The following is a 17,308-nucleotide window of genomic DNA, read 5'->3' on the forward strand; positions in this document are numbered from 1 at the left end:
GGCGCCGCCGGCTCATCGCGGTTCGCGCAGGACGTAACCCACGCCGCGCAGCGTGTGCAGCAACCGCTTGTCGCCGGTGTCGATCTTGCGCCGGAGGTAGGAGACATAGGACTCGACGACGTTGACGTCGCCGCCGAAGTCGTACCGCCAGACGTGGTCGAGGATCTTCGGCTTCGACAGCACCGTGCCCGCGTTGATGATGAAGTACCGGAGCAAAGTGAACTCGGTCGGCGACAGCGACACCGGTTCGCCGGCCTTCCACACCTCGTGGGTGTCCTCGTCGAGCTCGATGTCGGCGAAGGTCAGGCGCGCGCTGCGCGGCTCCTCGACGCCGTGTCCGATGCGGCGCAGGATCACCCGCAGCCGCGCCACCACCTCTTCGAGGCTGAACGGCTTGGTGACGTAGTCGTCGCCGCCGAGCGTCAGGCCCGCGATCTTGTCCTGCAGTGAATCGCGCGCGGTGAGGAACAGCGCGGGCGCGTCGATGCCGTCGGCCCGCAGCCGGCGCAGCAGGCCGAAGCCGTCCATTCCGGGCATCATCACGTCGAGGATCACGGCGTCGGGATGGACCTCGCGGGCCTTATCCAGCGCCGCCGCGCCGTTGGACGCGGTGTGCACCTCGAAGCCCTGGAACTTCAGACTCACCGAGAGCAGTTCCACGATGTTGGCCTCGTCGTCGACGACGAGGACCCGCGCTTCCGGAACGGGCTCGGTCATTGCAGGCATCGCCATGGTCATCAGAGTCCTCCCTCCGCCTATCGTCATCCTGCGGGTCGGCTGTGGACTTCCTGTGAATCGACGCTTGCGCTGTTCATACACTGGTCAGATGAACCTGGCCAAGAACCTGGTCGACCTCGCGACCGCACCGGCACGGGTGGGACTCGCCGTCGCGGAGGTATCGTTGGGCGCCGCCACCGGCGCGGTGGGACTGGCGCAGCGCACCCTTGGCGAAGCAGGCACGCAGACGAGGACGGCCCCCAATTCGATGGCGCACCTACTGGGCATCGACGAGGCCGTGCAGCGTGCCAACCGCCTGGCCCGGCTGATGGACGACGACCAGCCGCTCGGGCGGGCCCTGACGCCGGGCGGGCCGATCGACCGGCTGCTGCAGCCCGGCGGCGTGGTGGACAAGCTGACCATGCCCGGCGGCGTGCTGGACCGGCTGACCAAGGAGGAAGGCGGCCTGATGCGGGCCATCGAGCCCGGCGGGCTGGTCGATCAGCTGCTCGACGAGGACGGCATCGTCGATCGGCTGCTGGCCGAGGACGGATTGGCCGACCGGCTGCTGGCCGAGGGTGGGCTGGTGGAGAGGCTGACCGCCCGCAACGGCCCGCTCGAGCAGTTGGCCGCCGTCGCGGACACCCTGAACCGATTGGCGCCCGGACTGGAGGCACTCGAACCGACCATCGAGGCCCTGCGCGACGCGGTGATCACGCTCAGCCAGGTCGTCAACCCGCTGAGCAACATCGCCGACCGCATCCCGTTCCCGGGCCGCCGGCCGCGCAACCGGCCCTCGCCGACGCCCACCGTGGTGCGCTCGCAGCGCATCGTCGAGGCCGACGAGTAGGGGTCAGTCCTCGGCTTCGAGGTCTCGCACCGCGGCGCTGACCGCGTCGGCGTCCGGCGGCTGACCATCCCACCTCTGGAGCAGCAACACGATCGCGCCGCGCAGGATGCGGACGTAGTCGTCGACGTCGTCGGAGCTCTTGTAGGACTTGATGCGACCGGCCACCTCGGGTGCGAGCGGCTCGAGCGAGGTGGCGATGGACGTCGCGAGAGTGCCCTCCGTCCCCGCGCTCTGGTCGAGCAGCGTCAGCAGCCGCTCGACCCTGTCCCGCGGTAGCGCGGGGTACACATGCGGGAAGTCGGCCAGCAGATCGTCCTTGACAGTCACGGGCAGCGGGTTCCCCGCGAGCGCAACCCGGTAAACTCTGGCCGTCGCCTCCTTAGCTCAGTGGTAGAGCGTTCGCCTTGTAAGCGGAATGTCATCGGTTCAATCCCGATAGGAGGCTCCGCGATCCGGCGACCGTTGGTCTGTCGGTGGCCCGTCGTAGCGTCCGACACGTGAGACAGTGCCGCGGCTGTGGTTCACCGCTCTCGAAGCGCAGCCAGAAGATCTACTGCAGCAATGCCTGTCAGGCGACGGTCCGGCGTGACACCGGTACGCGACGTTGGCTCGAATCCGGCGAGGCTTGGCCAGGCACCAGCCGCGGCCACTACATCCGGACGTACATCGCCGCCGCCCAGTCGGGTTGCTGTGCGATCTGCGGTGGCGCCAGCGTGTGGCTCGGTCTGCCGCTGGCCTTCGTGCTGGACCACATCGACGGCGACCCGACCAACAACCGACGGGAGAACCTTCGGCTCATCTGCCCGAACTGCGACTCGCAGCTCCCGACCTTCAAGAACCGCAACCGCGGCAAGGGGCGCCACTACCGCAGGCAGAGGTACGCCGACGGCCAGTCGTACTAGGCAGGGCGGCGCCGCCGCCGCTTCACTGCAGCGCGACGCCGAGTTCCTGGGCGAACACCTTGATCATGTGTTGGACGCCGATCTCGTTGCGCCCGATGATCATGTGGTCGTGCTGGCCGTGCCGCACGCCCTCCCCGCACTGGGGCAGCATCGCGAAGTCCTCGTCCCGCACGGCAGCGTGGACGTTCTCGTACACCTCGTCGTAGGCGGCGCGCATCGCATCGTCGACAGCCGGCACGCGACCCATCCAACTGTGCCGCACGGTGCACCTGGTCGGAGCGCCCGCCGGAAGGATGTCGATGATCTCGACGCCGACCGGGCTGTTGGCCAGGATGAGATTCGGATACACCCAGTAGATGATCCCCATGTTGAGGTGTGGCTCCCACGATCCGCTCGGGTCGGCATCCAGGGCGGCGATCCAATTGAAGGGGAATCCCATCCGGTGATGCTTGCCGTATTCATCGTAGAGCGACGTATTGGCCAGCGTGTTCTGGCCGATCACGCTCTGCCCGTGCACGAATGGGAAGTGATAGGCCTCTGCGAACGCCTCCAGCGCGCCCTTCCACGAGACGTTCGACTCGAATTCCCGCTCAGTGTGGTAGCCGTACGACGCGTAGTTCATCGACGCGAGTTCCGGGCCGAGCGGCCCGAGATGTGCGGCGACGTCGATGGACGCATCGGCGGTCAAGACTGCCCAGATGAAGCCGTGCCGCTCCTCGTTGGGTAATTCGACCAATCCGTAATCGGCCTTGGTCATCGAATCGAATCCGGCGCTGCCCGGAACGGTGATCAGTTCACCGGTGTTGCGGTACGTCCACGCGTGATACGGGCACGTGAACCGTGATGCGCTGCCGGTGCCGCAGGCGGGCATCGCCCCACGATGGCGGCAGTAATTGAGGAAGACATGGCCCTTGCCGTCGCGGTCGCGCGTCACCAACAGCGAATCACCCAGCACCGACCGGACCACGTAGTCGTTGGCGTCGGGAATCTGCGCCGAGGGCAGGATCGCCAACGGCACCCGTCGCAGGATCTGCGATTCCTCGATCTCGGTGATCTTGGCATCGCGGTAGTAGTGCAGCGGTACGCGCAACTCGCGGTCCGCCATGTCGGTCGTCTTGCCGAGCGCATGCCCGAGCGCGCGCCGCGTGAGTTCTACGTCCTGGTTGCCTGCCGGATTTCTGACGGTCCTCGTCATGGCCTCACCCCTTCGTTCCATGGTCGCCACCTGAACATACACATGCTCCTATCTGTATGGTCACAGTTCGACGCGGGGATGACACCATGCCTTGGTGCGCAGACACGGCTGGGCGGGAGACATCCCCGTCGACGACGAGGCGGCGGTGAATCGCATCCTCGACGCGGCGCGCGCCCGGATCGACGAGCAGGGCACGGTGAACGTGTCGGAGGTTGCGACCGCGCTCGGTGTCACGCGGCAGACGGTGTACCGCTACTTCCCGACTCTCGACGCGCTGCTGACGGCAACCGCGATCTCGGCGGTCGGCGGCTTCCTGGACCGACTGGCCGGCGACCTGCAGTCGATCACCGACCCCACCGCCGCCGTCGTCGAGGGAATCGCGTACACGCTGGAAACACTTCCGTACGACCGTTATCTCGGTCTGGTGATGCAACCGGGGAAGGCGAGCGCCTTCGCCGCGGGGGTAACCTCGGAGGTCGCGATCTCCTTCGGTCGCTCGATTCTGCAACGCTTCAACGTCGACTGGGTGGCCGCCGGCTTCAGCGGTGACCGCCTCGACGAACTCGTCGAGTTCATGCTGCGGACCCTGCAGTCATTCATCCTCGACCCCGGAGGCCCGACCCGCCACGGCGACGAGCTGCGGTCGTACCTCCACCGGTGGATAGCTCCCGCCGTTCAGGAGCGCTCACGTGCGGCTACCGCGACACCGTCGGGCAATGCCCCGAATTGAACGCAGAACGAGTGACTCGGGCGAATCAGCATCGTTGGTTGTACGGCAGGAACAATCGCAGCGCCGATTCTCGGATATCCAGAACACGACTTCTCTTCACCAACTGGAAATCGCTTCGTCTGCGACGAAACGCTAGCACTACGAACGTCTTTGCCGACGCTCAGTCGCTCTTCGAATGATCAACGAGCACCTCGGCTTCAGTTTCGGCTCGATTGGCGGATCACCACCCGCATTCGACTCAACGTCCTATGCTCCCGCTGTAAGGGCGCCTGCGCCCGCGCATCCGACGAACTGGAGCTGTCATGCGATCACAGCGGCGCTACCTGACGTGGGGGGTGGCCGCCGCGGCGGTCCCCATGGCGGTCATCGTCACCGCGCCGCCGGCGGAGGCGGACTGCACATACTCGGGCGGGACGACGATCTGCGCGCAGGGTGACGTGCGCGGCGCCAACGGCGTGCCCCGAGCAGCCACCCCGGTGGTCCCCTACCCGTGTGAGAACGACTGGTACTGCAACAGCGGCTGGGATCTCGACATCGCTTGGGATCCTGGGATCGATCGTCCGGATCGTCCCGACCGCCCGAATCGCCCCGGCGGCGGGGGTGGCGGCGGAAGAGGACGATGAGCCCCGACACGACCGGCCAACCCATCGATCAAGGAGACACGATGTTGCCTGCAACCCGCCCAGGACGCCGCACAGCGATGGGAGTGGCCGGTTTCGGCGCTCTGGCTTGCGCCTTCGCGATCGCCACTGGATCCGCTGGCGCACAGCCTCTTCCGCCGGCCCCGATCCCTCCTCCGTGCACCGCCGCCGAGCTGGCCCGGGTCATGTCCGGCGTCACGTTCGAGACGTCGAACTACCTCACCCTCAACCCGCCCGTCAACGACTTCTTCACCAGCCTCAAGGGCCAACCGAAGAACGAGATCGGCGAGAAGGTCCAGGTGTATCTCGACGCCAATCCCGCAGTCCGGCAGGAACTCCAGCGCATCCGGCAACCTTCGGTCGATTTCCGTCAGCGCTGCGGGGCGCCTGTCACACCCTGACCATCGAAACGTGGCGAGGGCGCGACCCATCACATCAGCGCGGCAAACTCGCAGGCTGGAGCCACCGCAGCCGCTAGGATCTAGGTGACCTGAACGAGGTTGCCATGACAGATCCGACTGCCGACTACCCGGCCGAGTTGACCCGCACTCAAGCGACGCCCTACTTCGGCGAAGAGACCGAAGGCCGCACCGGGACATTCGGTCCAGCGCCTGTCGTCGGCCCGTGCACCCATTTCACGGAGGTCGAAGTCGGCCAGCGGCTCGACGACTTCGACCTGCTCATCGAACTCGGCAGCGGCGCCTTCGCGCGTGTGTTCCTGGCCCGGCAACTCTCGCTGCAGCGGCTCGTGGCGGTCAAGATCTCCGAGAACCTGGGCCACGAACCACAAACCCTCGCCCAGCTCGACCACGACTACATCGTCCGGGTGTTCGACCAGCGGATTCTCCCCGATCGCGACTGGCGGCTGCTGTACATGCAGTATCTGCCCGGCGGAACGCTGCTCGACCTCGTCGAAGCGGTGCACCGTGCGGGCCGGCCACCTGACTCCGGTCAGGCGTTGATCGACGCGGTCGACAGCGCACTGGAGTCGCGCGGCGAGATCCGGCCCACCGAATCTGCCACCCGGGCAGAGCTCGCGGACCTCACGTGGCCGGAGACGGTCGCCTGGCTGGGGAAGAGACTCGCCGAGGCGGTGCACTACGCGACGTCACGCGGCGTCCTGCACCGCGACATCAAGCTCGCCAACGTCCTGCTCGCCCCCGACTGCACCCCGAAACTCGCGGACTTCAACATCAGCTTCGCCCGCAACGTCACCGGCGCAAGCCCGTTCGACTACTTCGGCGGCTCGCTGTCCTACATGTCGCCCGAGCAGCTGATGGCATGCCGGCCCGGACACACCCAGGACGCGGCAGATCTCGACACCCGCAGCGACAACTTCTCGCTGGCGGTCGTGTTGTGGGAGCTGCTGACCGGCGTGAAACCGTTCGACGACTCCACGGCGCAGGCCGCGAGGGCGGACTCCGGCGGGTCGATCGGCGACACCACCGCACTCGAACTCATGTTGACCGCCCGGGCGCAGGGGGTTTCGGCGTCCGCGCTCGCCGCACTCCCCGCGGACTGCCCCGCCGCGCTGCGTCGCGTGCTGTTGAAGGCACTCAGCAGCGATCGCGATCAGCGCTGGGCCTCGGGCGCCGAATTCGCCGAGCAACTGCAGTTGTGCCTCGATCCGCATGCTCGTGACCTGGTAGATCCCCCTGCGCAGAGTTGGCGGCTGCGGCTGCGGCCCTATTTCCTGCCGATCGCCACGCTGGCCATCCTCATTCCCAATGTGCTGGCCAGCGCGTACAACATCGGACACAATCAGCTGCTCATCGTCAGCCAGCTGTCCGAGCACGCCCAGGCCCGGTTCATGGTGGTCACCACACTGGTCAACCTGATCTTCTTTCCGCTGGGCGGCGCAGTGCTGATCTACTGGTTCCGCTACGTCATCTGGGTCCCGCGGCGCCTGCGACGTGGGCCGCCGCCGCCGGCGGAGGCCTTGGCCAGAGCGCGTCACGACTGCCTCGTCGCAGGTGACCGGGTGGTGTTCGTCGTGTTCGGCCTGTGGTTCCTGTCCGCGCTGGCGTTTCCGTTCACCATGCAGTTCGCCGCCGGTGGGATCCCGGGCAGGTCGGCGATCCACTTCTTCGGGTCGGTCACGGTGTGCGGCGCGATCGCAATTGCATATCCGTTCTTCCTGGTGACCTTCTACGTCGTTCGCAGCGTCTATCCGGAACTGGTGGCACACGGGCAGACGGACCCGCGGGAGGCCGAGCAGCTCCGCGCACTGAGCCGTCGGCTGCCCCGCTATCTGGCGGTTGCGGCCTCGGTGCCCCTGCTCGGCGTCGTGGCCGTGAGTTTCCTGACCGCCGCGGAGATCGCCGAAGTCATCGTGCCGATCAGGGTGCTCTGTATCGGGGGGATCGCCGCGTTCGTCCTCGTGTACTGGCTGTCGCGGCTGATCGAAACCGACATCCAGGCGCTCGAGCGGGTGATCCGACACCGACCGCCACATCAGCTCTGACGATCGTTCGATCGAGGCAGCGCAGCGCCCTCAGTTCTCGTCGGCGATTTGATGACGGCTCTCGTGCTGACCCGGCGCACTCGGGTCCTCACCCTGATGCTCGAACAGCTCCTGCTGTTCGCGTTGCTCGTCGGTGACCTCGGTGGCGTCCTTCGGCCGGGCCGACGGGTCGTTGGGTTCGGTCATCGGCGTCACAGCCGGCCGACGACGAACGACGCTGCCTGCGCGGTCATTCCGTTCACGCCGTAGAGCGCGTGGGAAAGAGACGGCTGACCGCCGGGAGTGCCGTCGCAGATCGTGTCGCCCTGGGCGCACAACTGGGTGGTCTTCGGAGCGTACAGCGGGCCGATCACGATGGGCGGTGCGCCGTAGCTGCGCAGGAACGGCTCCGACGGCGCGCCGAACAGCGTCACCGCCGCGACGTGTTCGGCGATCTCTGGTGCCAGCGGCTGCGGGATGTACGACGCGTATGCGGGCGGGATGTCAGCGGGAACCGACGCGGAGGTGGTGTAGCCGGCAACCGCCGCGCCCTGGGAGAAGCCACCGAGCACGATGCGGGTGTCCGGGCAGTTGGCGGCAGTCGCCTGGATGTGGCCGCCCGCGTCCCTGATGCCGTCGACGACCGTCCGCGCGAAGTCGACGCCGCCGGAGAAGTTGTTGCTGGCCGGGTAGTTGACGGCGTAGACGTTGACCGTCCTCGGCGCCGCCTGGTTGCGCAGCGCGTCGACGAAGGACTGGCCGACGCCTCCGACGCCGGGCGCCTCACCCGTGCCGCGGGCGAAGACGACCTCGACATCTGGACACGGCTGCGCCGTTGCCGCCGGGGCCGGCGCTCCCACCAGCATCGAGGCCACGAAGGCCACCGCGGCCATCACAGCCGCCGCGCGGCCGGCCATGTCTCTGCGCTCCATCGCACACTCCTTCTTCCGATCAGGAAGTGTCGTCATACCCCGAACTTTGCTGACGCAACCCGCGAACCCGCGGCCGTCACAACTACCTCGCAGCGACCTCGCAGAAACGGGTATGCCCCGACCATGACGGTCATCGGCTTCCACTGCTCCCACGAGCAGATCGACCCAGCCCAGCTACTGCGCGACGTCCAGCACGCCGAACAGGCCGGCTTCACCGCCGGCATGTCCTCCGACCACCTGAGTCCGTGGAGCGAGCGGCAGGGCGAGTCCGGATTCGCCTGGGCCTTCCTCGGCGCCGCGCTGGCCACCACGAATCTGCCGTTCGGCGTGGTCAACGCTCCGGGGCAGCGCTACCACCCGGCGATCATCGCCCAGGGCATCGCCACGCTGTCGCAGATGTTCCCTGGGCGGTTCTGGGCGGCCCTCGGTTCCGGCGAGGCGTCCAACGAACGGGTCACCGGTGACGTCTGGCCACGTAAAGAGGTGCGCGACCAGCGGCTGATCGAGTGTGTCGACATCATCCGGCGACTGCTGCACGGCGAAGAGGTCAGCCACGACGGCCTCGTCCAGGTCAACCGCGCCCGGCTGTGGACGCTGCCAGACGCCGTCCCGGATCTCGTCGGCCCTGCCGTCACCCCTGAGACCGCCGCCCGGCACGCCGCCTGGGCCGATGCGCTGATCACCGTCAACCAGGACCGCGACACACTGCGCAAGGTGCTCGACGCGTACCGCGACGCCGGCGGTCGCGGACCGGCCCGGCTGCAGATCCACCTCAGCTGGGCGCCCGACGAGGCCACCGCGGAGGCCATTGCCCACGACCAGTGGCGCGGCAACGTGTTCCCGCCGCCCGTCTGCTGGGACACCGAGAGCGTCGAGGCGTTCGACGCGATCGGCGAGGATGTCACCGTCGACCAGGTCAGGAAGTCGGTGAACATCTCCAGCGACCTCGGCAGGCACGCCGAGTGGCTGCACGGATATCTCGAGCAGGGCTGGGATGAGCTCTACCTGCACTTCGTCGGCCAGCATCAGAAACCGTTCATCGACGCGTTCGGCGAGCACGTGCTGCCGCAGCTCTCCCCGACGGCCCCCGCACCGGCCGCCGAGGCGGCGAACGCATGAGGCGGGCTGACACCGGCGACCTCTGGTACAAGAACGCCGTCTTCTATTGCGCCGACATCGAGACCTTCTACGACTGGGACGGCGACGGCTGCGGTGACATCCGCGGAATGACCGAGCGCGTCGAGTATCTCGCCGATCTGGGCGTGACCTGCCTGTGGCTCATGCCCTTCTACCCCACCGGCCGCAAGGACGACGGCTACGACATCATCGACTTCCTGAACGTCGATCCCCGCCTGGGAACCCTCGGCGACTTCGTCGAGCTGGTCCGCACCGCCAAAGCGCACGGTATCCGGGTGATCATCGACTTCGTGATGAACCACACGTCCGACGCCCACCCCTGGTTCAAGTCCGCCCGCCGCAGCAAGGACGACTCCTACCGCGACTACTTCGTCTGGACCGACACCGAGCCGCCCGACACTTCGAAGGACGTCGTCTTCCCTGACCAGGAGGACAGCCTCTGGGAGCTCGACCCCAAGACCGGCGAGTGGTATCTGCACCACTTCTACAAGCACCAGCCCGACCTCAACATCGAGAATCCCAAGGTCCAGGAGGAGATCTCACGGACCCTGGGCTTCTGGCTGCAGCTGGGGGTCTCGGGATTTCGCGTCGACGCCGTGCCGTTCCTGTTCGCGAAGGACGCCGTCCCCGGCCGGCCGGACCCGTTCGATCCCTACGAATACCTCGGCGACGTCCGGAATTTCGTCAACCGCCGCGTCGGTGACGCCGTGCTGCTCGGCGAGGTCAACGTGCCCTATAAGGATCAGAAGGCGTTCTTCGGCGGCGCCGACGGCGACGGCCTGAACATGCAGTTCGACTTCATCGGCATGCAGGCGATCTTCCTGTCGCTCGCCCGGGCCGACGCCCGCCCGATCGCCAAAGCACTGCGGCAACGGCCGAAGCTCGACATCACCAGCCAGTGGGCGAACTTCGTGCGCAACCACGACGAACTCACCCTCGACAAGCTGAGCGACGACGAACGCCAGGAAGTCTTCGACGCGTTCGGGCCCGACGAGGACATGCAGCTCTACGGCCGCGGGCTGCGCCGTCGGCTGCCCGCCATGCTCGGTGGCGATCAACGGCGGATGAAGATGGCGTACTCGCTGGCGTTCTCCCTGCCCGGCACACCGGTGCTGTTCTACGGCGAGGAGATCGGTATGGCCGAGAATCTGGACGTGCAGGGACGATTCGCGGTACGCACCCCGATGCAGTGGACCGGCGGACCCAACGGGGGCTTCTCCCGCGCCGGCAAACGGCGCCTGCCGCGTCCACTGCCCGACGGGATGTACGGCCCCGATCGCGTCAACGCCGCCGATCAGCGGCACGACCACGAGTCGTTCTGGTGGTTCATGCGCAACCTCATATACACCTACCGGCAGCAGCCCGAGATCGGCTGGTCGACTCCTGAAGTGCTCAAGCAGCCCCACACCGGAGTGCTGGCACACGTCTGCCGGGAGGCCGAGTCGGACTGGTTGATGCTGGCGCTGCACAACTTCGGCGCGGACAGCTGCATGGTGCCCGTGCAGCTCGAGGACGAGGGCGGCTGCCTCCTGGTCGACCTGCTGCACGGCCTCACCGAGCATCAGCTCGACAGCAAGGGCCGCATCGAGATCGGCTTGGAACCCTACGGCTACCGGTGGTTGCGACTGCGCCGCCCGGACGACGACCCGATCATCTAGGCGGGCGGCCCAGCGTCGGTCGGCCGCGCCCCGACCACCAGCGCGGCGATCACCAGGGCGATGCCGATGATCTCGGCGGCCGTCGGAACCTGCAGCAGCACAACGGCTCCGACCACCGCCGCGGTGGTGGGCAGCAATGACAGCAGGAGGGCGAACCGCGCGCGTCCCACCCGCGCGAGCACCAACTGGTCCAGCGCGTACGGGATCGCCGTGGACAGCACACCGATACCGGCGCCGAGCAGCCAGGTTCGCGCGTCGAGGAACACCGACGCGTCGGCCCGCGCCTGGCCGGCGATGATCACCGGCGCGATGACCACCGCGGCGATCGCCATGCCGACCGCGAGGGAGTCGAGGCCCTGTCCGGCGTCGGCCACGATCTTGCCCATGACGATGTAACCGGCCCACATCGCCGCCGACGTCAGCGCGAAGGCGACACCGAGCCAGGAGGCATCGAACTGCACACCGGCCAGCAGGATCACGCCCGCGCACACGAGGACGACGGCGAAGACATCTCGCCGATGGCGGAAACCCAACGCTGCCACCAGGACCGGGCCCAGGAATTCGATCGCCACCGCTGTGCCGAGTGGTATCCGCGCGATCGCCTCGTAGATGGCGATGTTCATGCCCGCGGTGATCAGGCCGAAGCACCCCGCGGCGGCCAGGCCGCGCCGCGTCCACGGCAGTCGCCATGGGCGGCGCCACGCGCAGAGCAGGGCTGCCGCGGTCGCAACCCGGAGCCAGGCCACCGTCGACGGTTCGGTGGTGTCGAACAGGAAGACCCCGATTGCCGCCCCTAGGTACTGCGACACCGCGCCGACGACGAACAGCAATGGCACCCAGGGCATGACGGCCCGGTCAGGTGACGCGCACGAGTTCGGCGACGAATCGCCGGCTCGCCACGACGTAGCAGGCGACCGCCGCGAGTTGCATCACGGGAACCACGAGCAGCAGCGCACGGCCGAGGGACACGGCGCCGAGTTCGGCCGTCAGCGCATCACTGATGACGCCGGTGACGAACGGGCCCGCACTGCCCAGGATGGCGCCGAAGAACAGGAAGATCGCTGATGCGGTGGCACGCTGCTCGGGCGCCGCCAGTCGCTGGATCGCGGCGATCGACGGCGCCATGTAGGCGGTTCCGACGATGTAGCTCAACGCAATGCACCAGACCGCAGTCAGCCGGCTCTCCACCAGGAACGCCGCAACCGAGAAGGGCAGCAGCGCTGCCGTCATCGCCGCAACCAACCACAGCAGCCAGCGCGGATCTCTGGCCGACAGCCGGTCGGCGACCCGGCCGACGAGCAGCAGACCCAGGATGCCCGACAGCCCACTGGCGATCCCGTAGTGCACCCCTACCTCGCCGAGCGACATGCCGTGCGTGCGGATCAGGAATGCAGGCGCGAAGGTGGTGAGCGCATAGCCCGCGACCGAGATGCAGGCGGCACCAGTGACGACGGCGATGAAACTGGGTTTGCGCAGCAGGTCCCAGGGCCGCGCCGGCCCCTGCCCCGGCCCGGCGGGCAGTGCCGGCATCGCCTGACGCCGGCCGAGCACGACGAGCACCAGCGGAGCGACGACGACGCTGATCGCGCCCATCACCACGAACGCGGTGCGCCAGCCCAGTGACTGCGCGAGCAGGCCGCCGCCGAGCAGGCTGGCCGCGCTGGCCAGCGGGATCGACAGGGTGATGACGGCCAGCGGTGCGGCACCGCGTTCCGGCGGGAAGTTGCGCGCCACATACGCGTGGGCGGCCGGGGTGCTGCCCGCCTCACCCACCGCGACACCGATCCGGGTGAGCGCGAGTTGCACGCCGGACGTCACCGCCCCACCGAGCATCGTCGTCGCGCCCCACAGAGTCAGACACGACGACACCACCAGCCCGAACGCACCGCGGTCGGCGATGCGGGCGATGAAGAGCCCGAGGACGGCGTAGACGGCGAGGAACCCGAACCCGTTGATCACGCCGATCGCGGTGTCGGACAGCGCGAGATCCTTCTTGATCGGTTCGGCGAGCACCGCGGGCAGGAAGCGGTCGGCGTAGTTCAGGGTGCCGACGACGGCCAGCAGCACCACGGCAGCCCACGCGCGGCGAGGGGGATGACCGTCGACGCTCACCCGGCGAACGATATCGACGTCGCCGAGCAATTCGTCACGGCCACCCCGGGCGGGAACGACGCGGGATCCGCGCCGGCGATGACGGCGTCGCGGTAGTAGGCGCGGGCCCGATCCGACGAGCACTCGAAGTCGGCGTTCAGCACGCGGAACGACGCCGGGTCGGCGCCCGGAACGGGCTTGCCCATCCAGTACGCCCGGGTGTCGTCCTTTGCGTAGGGACCCTCCAGCGGACGGAACGTCGCGGCGTCCGCGCCTGCGACCGCGTCGGCGAAGTAGTAGACCTGCCGCGCGTCCTGCCCGTAGGCGCCCTGCAACACGCGGAATGTCGCCGGGTCGGCGCCGGCGATGACGCCGCCGTTGACGTGCACTGCGGCACTGTCCTTGGTGAACAGGTAGGACCCGGTGTTCGAGACGATCGCGAAGTTGGCTGGATCCTGGGACAGGACGCGACCGTCGCTCCAGTACACCGCGCGGTCGTCGCGGGTCAGGTCGCCGTCGAGCAGGGCGAAGTGTGCGGGGTCGTCGCTGACGATGCGGTCGCGCCGGAAGACGTGCGACCGGTCCCTGGCGAAGTCCTGGCGGTCGAGCAGTTCGAAGCTGCCCGGGTCCGCCTCCTCGAGACGCCGGCCGTCGACGTAGACGCTGCCCCGGTCACGCGCGAAGGTCCGGTCGAGCGCTTGGAACGACGCGGCGTCGGCGCCGGCCATCTCGACCGCCTCACCGGGGAACGCCTCGAGGTAGAACACCGTGTCGTCGCGGACGTGGTAGCCCGCGGCGTCGAACAGCGAGTGCGGCGGCTTCCCGCTGCCGCAGGCCGCGACGATCAGGCCGAGCGTGACCACGCATGCCGCGGCGACCGGTCTGCGCATTCGATGATCGAAGCACCCCGCCGGCCGGCGCGTCGATCGATCCGCCGGAACATGCGGCGATGTCGGCGGCAGTCCGCTTTCAGTGGCAAAGGACGAATGGTCCGTCCCAAACCTGCGATGAACTCGTAATGGACGTTTGCCTCCCCTTCGCCAAAAAATAACACTGGCGTAATAAATTGCGGTTTCGCGCGATGCCGGAGCGCCGTGATCGGCGACGCTTGCAAGCAAGACCCAGGGGGCGGCGGGATGATAGCGTCGTCCCGGCAATCGCGCCGGGCGTTCGCCGAAATCACCGAATTTGAGTCGGAGCGTCGTTTCGGGCCACTGCCCCATGACACCGACCTCGAAGGCGCAGCGTCGCGCGGCGGCCGGCCGGGGCGCCTCGCGAGAAGCTTGTATAGGCTTTGAACAGGTGTTATAGCTCTTCCAGACGAATGAGACCGCCAACGGCATCGCGGAACCGGTATCGGTTCCAGGTGGTTCTACGTGCAGTCGGACGCAACTCAACCCGTTCAGGTAACGGTGCAATTTCGTTGCCATCGGTGCCGTGCGATGTCCGTGAGCGTAAACGCCGCCCGCACCACAGCTCCCCACGCACCACACTCGAGAACCATCGCCACGCTATTGATCTTGTTTTCAAAGAAAATTTGCCATGATCACAAATCGGCTTGTTCTTTAGCGCGCGTAATCCACCGAAACGCGCTAAAGTCACGCGCGGGGGCAAACTTTTGGCCGGAGGTGCCATCGCGGCGGCGTCGCCGGAGCGGTGGTAGACGAGGAGGGGACCATGCGTCGACGTGCGGTATTGACCGGAGGGGCGGGGTTCGTCGGTTCCCACCTGGCGGAACGCCTTCTGGAACACGACATCGACGTCGTCTGTCTCGACAACTTCGTGACCGGAGCGCCGGAGAACGTCGCCCACCTCCAGGGACGCGACGGATTCCGCCTCCTCAAGGTCGACGTCTCCGACTACATCTCCATCCCGGGGCCCGTCGACTATGTGCTGCACTTCGCGTCACCGGCATCACCCGTCGACTACGCGGAACTGCCGATACAGACCATGAAGGCCGGTTCCGTCGGCACGCTGCACACGCTGGGCCTGGCGAAGGACAAGGGCGCACGCTACCTGCTGGCGTCGACCTCGGAGACCTACGGCGACCCGCTGGTCCACCCGCAGCCCGAATCATATTGGGGCAACGTCAATCCGGTCGGCCCGCGCGCCTGCTACGACGAGGCGAAGCGATTCGCCGAGGCGTTGACCACGTCCTACCGGGTCAAGCACGGCGTCAACGCCGCGATCATGCGGATCTTCAACACCTACGGTCCCCGGATGCGGCCGCGCGACGGGCGGGCCATTCCCAACTTCGTCGGCCAGGCACTGTCGAACGTGCCGATCACCGTGCATGGCGACGGCAGTCAGACCCGCTCGGTGTGCTACGTCGACGACCTGGTCGACGGCGCCCTGCGGCTGCTGTTCTCGGACCTGTCGGGCCCGGTGAACGTCGGCAACCCGCATGAGATGACGGTGCTGGAGCTGGCGAACCTGGTCCGCGAACTCACCGGTTCGCAGTCTCCGGTGGAGTTCACCGACCGCGGCCAGGACGATCCGTCCCAGCGACGGCCCGACATCGGACTGGCTCGCAGGGAGCTGGGGTGGGAGCCCAAGGTCGACGTCCGCGACGGCCTGCTGCAGACCATCGATTGGTTCCGCGACCGTGCCGACGAAAGGTCACAAGCCGGCTTCCCTGCGGCGCGACGCCCCATCCTCGAGGTCGAACAGGACCGCCCGCGGCACAAGGTCGCGGTGATCGGCACCGGCTACGTCGGCGCTGTCACCTCAATCTGTCTGGCGTCGCTGGGTCATGTGGTGTGTGGGCTCGACGCGGACCCGGCGAGGGCCGGCCAGCTCAACGACGGTCAGGCGCCGTTCCACGAGCCGGGCCTGCCCGAGATGCTGACCGCGACCCTCGGCACCGGCCGGCTCAAGTTCACCGACCAGCCGACCGAGGCGTTGACCGATGCGGACTTCGTCTTCCTCTGCGTGGGCACTCCGCTCGGCCGCGACGGGTCACCGGACCTGACCCAGCTCGAGAGCGCGATCCGGTCGCTCGCACCGCATCTGCGTCCCGGCGTGGTGATCGTCAACAAGTCCACCGTGCCCGTCGGCTCCGGCAACTGGACCCGCACGATCCTCGAAGAAGCCCTGCCCGGCGGGCGGCAGACCTTCTTCCATGTCGTCTCCAACCCCGAGTTCCTGCGTGAGGGAAGCGCTATCGAGGACTTCCTGTACCCGGACCGGATCGTGCTCGGCGGCGACCCCTCCGACGTGAACCGGGTCGCCCAGCTCTACCAGCCGGTGGTCGACCAGTCCTTCGACGCCGGCCGCCGCAACCACCGGCCGACGTTGATCACCACCGAGCTGGCCTCAGCGGAGATGATCAAGTACGCGGCCAATGCCTTCCTTGCCACGAAGATCAGCTTCGCCAACGAGATCTCGCAGCTGTGCGAGCTGGTCGGCGCAGATGTGCGGGAGGTGCTTCCCGCCATCGGAGCCGACCGCCGGGTCGGCAACGCGTTCCTCAATCCCGGTGTCGGCTGGGGAGGTTCGTGCTTCGGCAAGGATGTGGCCGGCCTGATCTCGACGGGCCAGGAGTACGGCTACACGCCGTCCATGCTGTGCGCGACGGTCGAGATCAACCAGGCGCAGCGCGCGACGGCGGTGCGCAAGTTGCAGCGGGAGCTGCACGTGCTCAAGGGACGCCGAATCGCACTGCTCGGGCTGACCTTCAAGCCGGGGACCGACGATCTGCGCGATGCACCGGCATTGGACGTGGCCAAGCGGCTACTGGCCGCCGGAGCGGTGATCTCGGCGTTCGACCCCGTGGTCAAGTCGCTGCCGGACGAGTACGCGGCGATCCGACTTGCCAGCGACCCCTATGACGCGGCCGACCGGGTGGACGCGTTGATCCTGATGACCGACTGGCCGGAGTTCCGCTTCATCGACGCCGCCGCGTTGCGACGCGTCATGCGCGGCGACCTGGTCGTCGACGGCCGCAACTTCCTGCCGCAAGCCGCTTTCGTCGGTTCCGGCCTTCGCCTCATCGGCTTCGGCTGGTGACCGC

At 67.6% G+C, this 17,308-nt stretch carries 17 protein-coding genes and 1 tRNA gene; 10 read left to right on the plus strand and 8 right to left on the minus strand.

The window, feature by feature from the left end; translation table 11 throughout:
* Positions 1 to 12 precede the first annotated feature (12 nt).
* Positions 13 to 738, minus strand: coding sequence for a response regulator transcription factor (locus H7I41_RS18205; protein ID WP_264014001.1), 726 nt, complete (start codon positions 736 to 738; stop codon positions 13 to 15).
* Between the two features lie 88 nt (positions 739 to 826).
* Here H7I41_RS18205 and H7I41_RS18210 point away from each other — a divergent pair, with 88 nt between their 5' ends.
* Positions 827 to 1,567, plus strand: coding sequence for an MlaD family protein (locus tag H7I41_RS18210; RefSeq protein ID WP_264014002.1), 741 nt, complete (start codon positions 827 to 829; stop codon positions 1,565 to 1,567).
* A 3-nt stretch (positions 1,568 to 1,570) separates the two neighbouring features.
* Here H7I41_RS18210 and H7I41_RS18215 read toward each other — a convergent pair whose 3' ends face one another.
* Positions 1,571 to 1,894: a hypothetical protein gene (locus tag H7I41_RS18215; protein WP_264014003.1), complete on the minus strand. Its 324-nt coding sequence runs from the start codon at positions 1,892 to 1,894 to the stop codon at positions 1,571 to 1,573.
* A 46-nt stretch (positions 1,895 to 1,940) separates the two neighbouring features.
* Here H7I41_RS18215 and H7I41_RS18220 point away from each other — a divergent pair.
* Positions 1,941 to 2,012 (plus strand) — tRNA-Thr (locus H7I41_RS18220).
* Positions 2,013 to 2,064: 52 nt separating this feature from the next.
* The gene (locus tag H7I41_RS18225) at positions 2,065 to 2,469 is read left to right on the plus strand and encodes an HNH endonuclease (protein WP_264014004.1); all 405 of its coding nucleotides are present in this window, start codon (positions 2,065 to 2,067) and stop codon (positions 2,467 to 2,469) included.
* A 22-nt stretch (positions 2,470 to 2,491) separates the two neighbouring features.
* Here H7I41_RS18225 and H7I41_RS18230 read toward each other — a convergent pair whose 3' ends face one another.
* Positions 2,492 to 3,664 (minus strand): aromatic ring-hydroxylating oxygenase subunit alpha, encoded by a 1,173-nt coding sequence (locus H7I41_RS18230; RefSeq protein WP_264014005.1) that lies wholly within the window; start codon positions 3,662 to 3,664, stop codon positions 2,492 to 2,494.
* 94 nt (positions 3,665 to 3,758) lie between these two features.
* Between H7I41_RS18230 and H7I41_RS18235 the strand changes: the two genes are divergently transcribed.
* The 4 genes from H7I41_RS18235 to H7I41_RS18250 all read left to right on the plus strand — a co-directional run bounded on the left by H7I41_RS18235 (position 3,759) and on the right by H7I41_RS18250 (position 7,499).
* Positions 3,759 to 4,394 (plus strand): TetR/AcrR family transcriptional regulator, encoded by a 636-nt coding sequence (locus H7I41_RS18235; RefSeq protein ID WP_264014006.1) that lies wholly within the window; start codon positions 3,759 to 3,761, stop codon positions 4,392 to 4,394.
* Positions 4,395 to 4,696: 302 nt separating this feature from the next.
* Positions 4,697 to 5,017, plus strand: coding sequence for a hypothetical protein (locus H7I41_RS18240; protein ID WP_264014007.1), 321 nt, complete (start codon positions 4,697 to 4,699; stop codon positions 5,015 to 5,017).
* The gene (locus tag H7I41_RS18245; protein WP_264014008.1) at positions 5,014 to 5,436 is read left to right on the plus strand and encodes a heme-binding protein; all 423 of its coding nucleotides are present in this window, start codon (positions 5,014 to 5,016) and stop codon (positions 5,434 to 5,436) included. Before H7I41_RS18240 ends, H7I41_RS18245 begins: the two co-directional genes overlap by 4 nt.
* A 104-nt stretch (positions 5,437 to 5,540) precedes the next feature.
* A complete protein-coding gene (locus H7I41_RS18250; RefSeq protein ID WP_264014010.1) occupies positions 5,541 to 7,499 on the plus strand; it encodes a serine/threonine-protein kinase in 1,959 nt (652 codons plus the stop codon).
* 30 nt (positions 7,500 to 7,529) lie between these two features.
* Here the strand turns inward: H7I41_RS18250 and H7I41_RS18255 are convergent, their stop codons facing one another.
* Positions 7,530 to 7,685, minus strand: coding sequence for a hypothetical protein (locus H7I41_RS18255; RefSeq protein WP_264014011.1), 156 nt, complete (start codon positions 7,683 to 7,685; stop codon positions 7,530 to 7,532).
* 5 nt (positions 7,686 to 7,690) lie between these two features.
* The gene (locus H7I41_RS18260) at positions 7,691 to 8,410 is read right to left on the minus strand and encodes a cutinase family protein (RefSeq protein WP_372503768.1); all 720 of its coding nucleotides are present in this window, start codon (positions 8,408 to 8,410) and stop codon (positions 7,691 to 7,693) included.
* Between the two features lie 123 nt (positions 8,411 to 8,533).
* Between H7I41_RS18260 and H7I41_RS18265 the strand changes: the two genes are divergently transcribed.
* Both H7I41_RS18265 and H7I41_RS18270 read left to right on the plus strand, forming a co-directional pair.
* The gene (locus H7I41_RS18265; protein WP_264014012.1) at positions 8,534 to 9,529 is read left to right on the plus strand and encodes a TIGR03885 family FMN-dependent LLM class oxidoreductase; all 996 of its coding nucleotides are present in this window, start codon (positions 8,534 to 8,536) and stop codon (positions 9,527 to 9,529) included.
* Positions 9,526 to 11,205 carry an alpha-amylase family protein gene (locus H7I41_RS18270; protein WP_264014013.1) on the plus strand — a complete coding sequence of 560 codons (1,680 nt, stop codon included), beginning with the start codon at positions 9,526 to 9,528 and terminating at the stop codon, positions 11,203 to 11,205. The genes H7I41_RS18265 and H7I41_RS18270 overlap by 4 nt, the downstream gene beginning before the upstream one ends.
* On the opposite strand, the gene H7I41_RS18275 is transcribed toward H7I41_RS18270, so the two are convergent.
* From H7I41_RS18275 to H7I41_RS18285, 3 genes are read right to left on the minus strand one after another with little or no spacing between them, the layout of a single operon-like run.
* Complete coding sequence (locus H7I41_RS18275) at positions 11,202 to 12,050, minus strand: EamA family transporter (RefSeq protein ID WP_264014014.1); 849 nt, start codon at positions 12,048 to 12,050, stop codon at positions 11,202 to 11,204. The genes H7I41_RS18270 and H7I41_RS18275 overlap by 4 nt on opposite strands.
* 10 nt (positions 12,051 to 12,060) lie before the next feature.
* The gene (locus tag H7I41_RS18280) at positions 12,061 to 13,317 is read right to left on the minus strand and encodes a spinster family MFS transporter (RefSeq protein ID WP_264014015.1); all 1,257 of its coding nucleotides are present in this window, start codon (positions 13,315 to 13,317) and stop codon (positions 12,061 to 12,063) included.
* Complete coding sequence (locus H7I41_RS18285; protein WP_264014016.1) at positions 13,314 to 14,186, minus strand: DKNYY domain-containing protein; 873 nt, start codon at positions 14,184 to 14,186, stop codon at positions 13,314 to 13,316. Before H7I41_RS18285 ends, H7I41_RS18280 begins: the two co-directional genes overlap by 4 nt.
* Before the next feature lie 787 nt (positions 14,187 to 14,973).
* On the opposite strand from H7I41_RS18285, the gene H7I41_RS18290 reads away from it, so the two are divergent.
* Positions 14,974 to 17,304: a UDP-glucuronate decarboxylase gene (locus tag H7I41_RS18290; RefSeq protein ID WP_264014017.1), complete on the plus strand. Its 2,331-nt coding sequence runs from the start codon at positions 14,974 to 14,976 to the stop codon at positions 17,302 to 17,304.
* The last annotated feature ends 4 nt before the right edge of the window (positions 17,305 to 17,308 follow it).

Origin of the sequence: [Mycobacterium] manitobense, from assembly GCF_025821665.1 — a bacterium.
GTDB lineage: Bacteria > Actinomycetota > Actinomycetes > Mycobacteriales > Mycobacteriaceae > Mycobacterium > Mycobacterium arseniciresistens.

Coding starts and splice junctions, on each gene's coding strand:
- H7I41_RS18265 (WP_264014012.1), top strand. CDS start 8,534: ATGACGGTCATCGGCTTCCACTGCTCCCACGAGCAGATCGACCCAGCC.
- H7I41_RS18260 (WP_372503768.1), bottom strand. CDS start 8,410: ATGGAGCGCAGAGACATGGCCGGCCGCGCGGCGGCTGTGATGGCCGCG.
- H7I41_RS18255 (WP_264014011.1), bottom strand. CDS start 7,685: ATGACCGAACCCAACGACCCGTCGGCCCGGCCGAAGGACGCCACCGAG.
- H7I41_RS18290 (WP_264014017.1), top strand. CDS start 14,974: ATGCGTCGACGTGCGGTATTGACCGGAGGGGCGGGGTTCGTCGGTTCC.
- H7I41_RS18270 (WP_264014013.1), top strand. CDS start 9,526: ATGAGGCGGGCTGACACCGGCGACCTCTGGTACAAGAACGCCGTCTTC.
- H7I41_RS18245 (WP_264014008.1), top strand. CDS start 5,014: ATGAGCCCCGACACGACCGGCCAACCCATCGATCAAGGAGACACGATG.
- H7I41_RS18240 (WP_264014007.1), top strand. CDS start 4,697: ATGCGATCACAGCGGCGCTACCTGACGTGGGGGGTGGCCGCCGCGGCG.
- H7I41_RS18285 (WP_264014016.1), bottom strand. CDS start 14,186: ATGCGCAGACCGGTCGCCGCGGCATGCGTGGTCACGCTCGGCCTGATC.
- H7I41_RS18250 (WP_264014010.1), top strand. CDS start 5,541: ATGACAGATCCGACTGCCGACTACCCGGCCGAGTTGACCCGCACTCAA.
- H7I41_RS18275 (WP_264014014.1), bottom strand. CDS start 12,050: ATGCCCTGGGTGCCATTGCTGTTCGTCGTCGGCGCGGTGTCGCAGTAC.
- H7I41_RS18230 (WP_264014005.1), bottom strand. CDS start 3,664: ATGACGAGGACCGTCAGAAATCCGGCAGGCAACCAGGACGTAGAACTC.
- H7I41_RS18210 (WP_264014002.1), top strand. CDS start 827: ATGAACCTGGCCAAGAACCTGGTCGACCTCGCGACCGCACCGGCACGG.
- H7I41_RS18205 (WP_264014001.1), bottom strand. CDS start 738: ATGACCATGGCGATGCCTGCAATGACCGAGCCCGTTCCGGAAGCGCGG.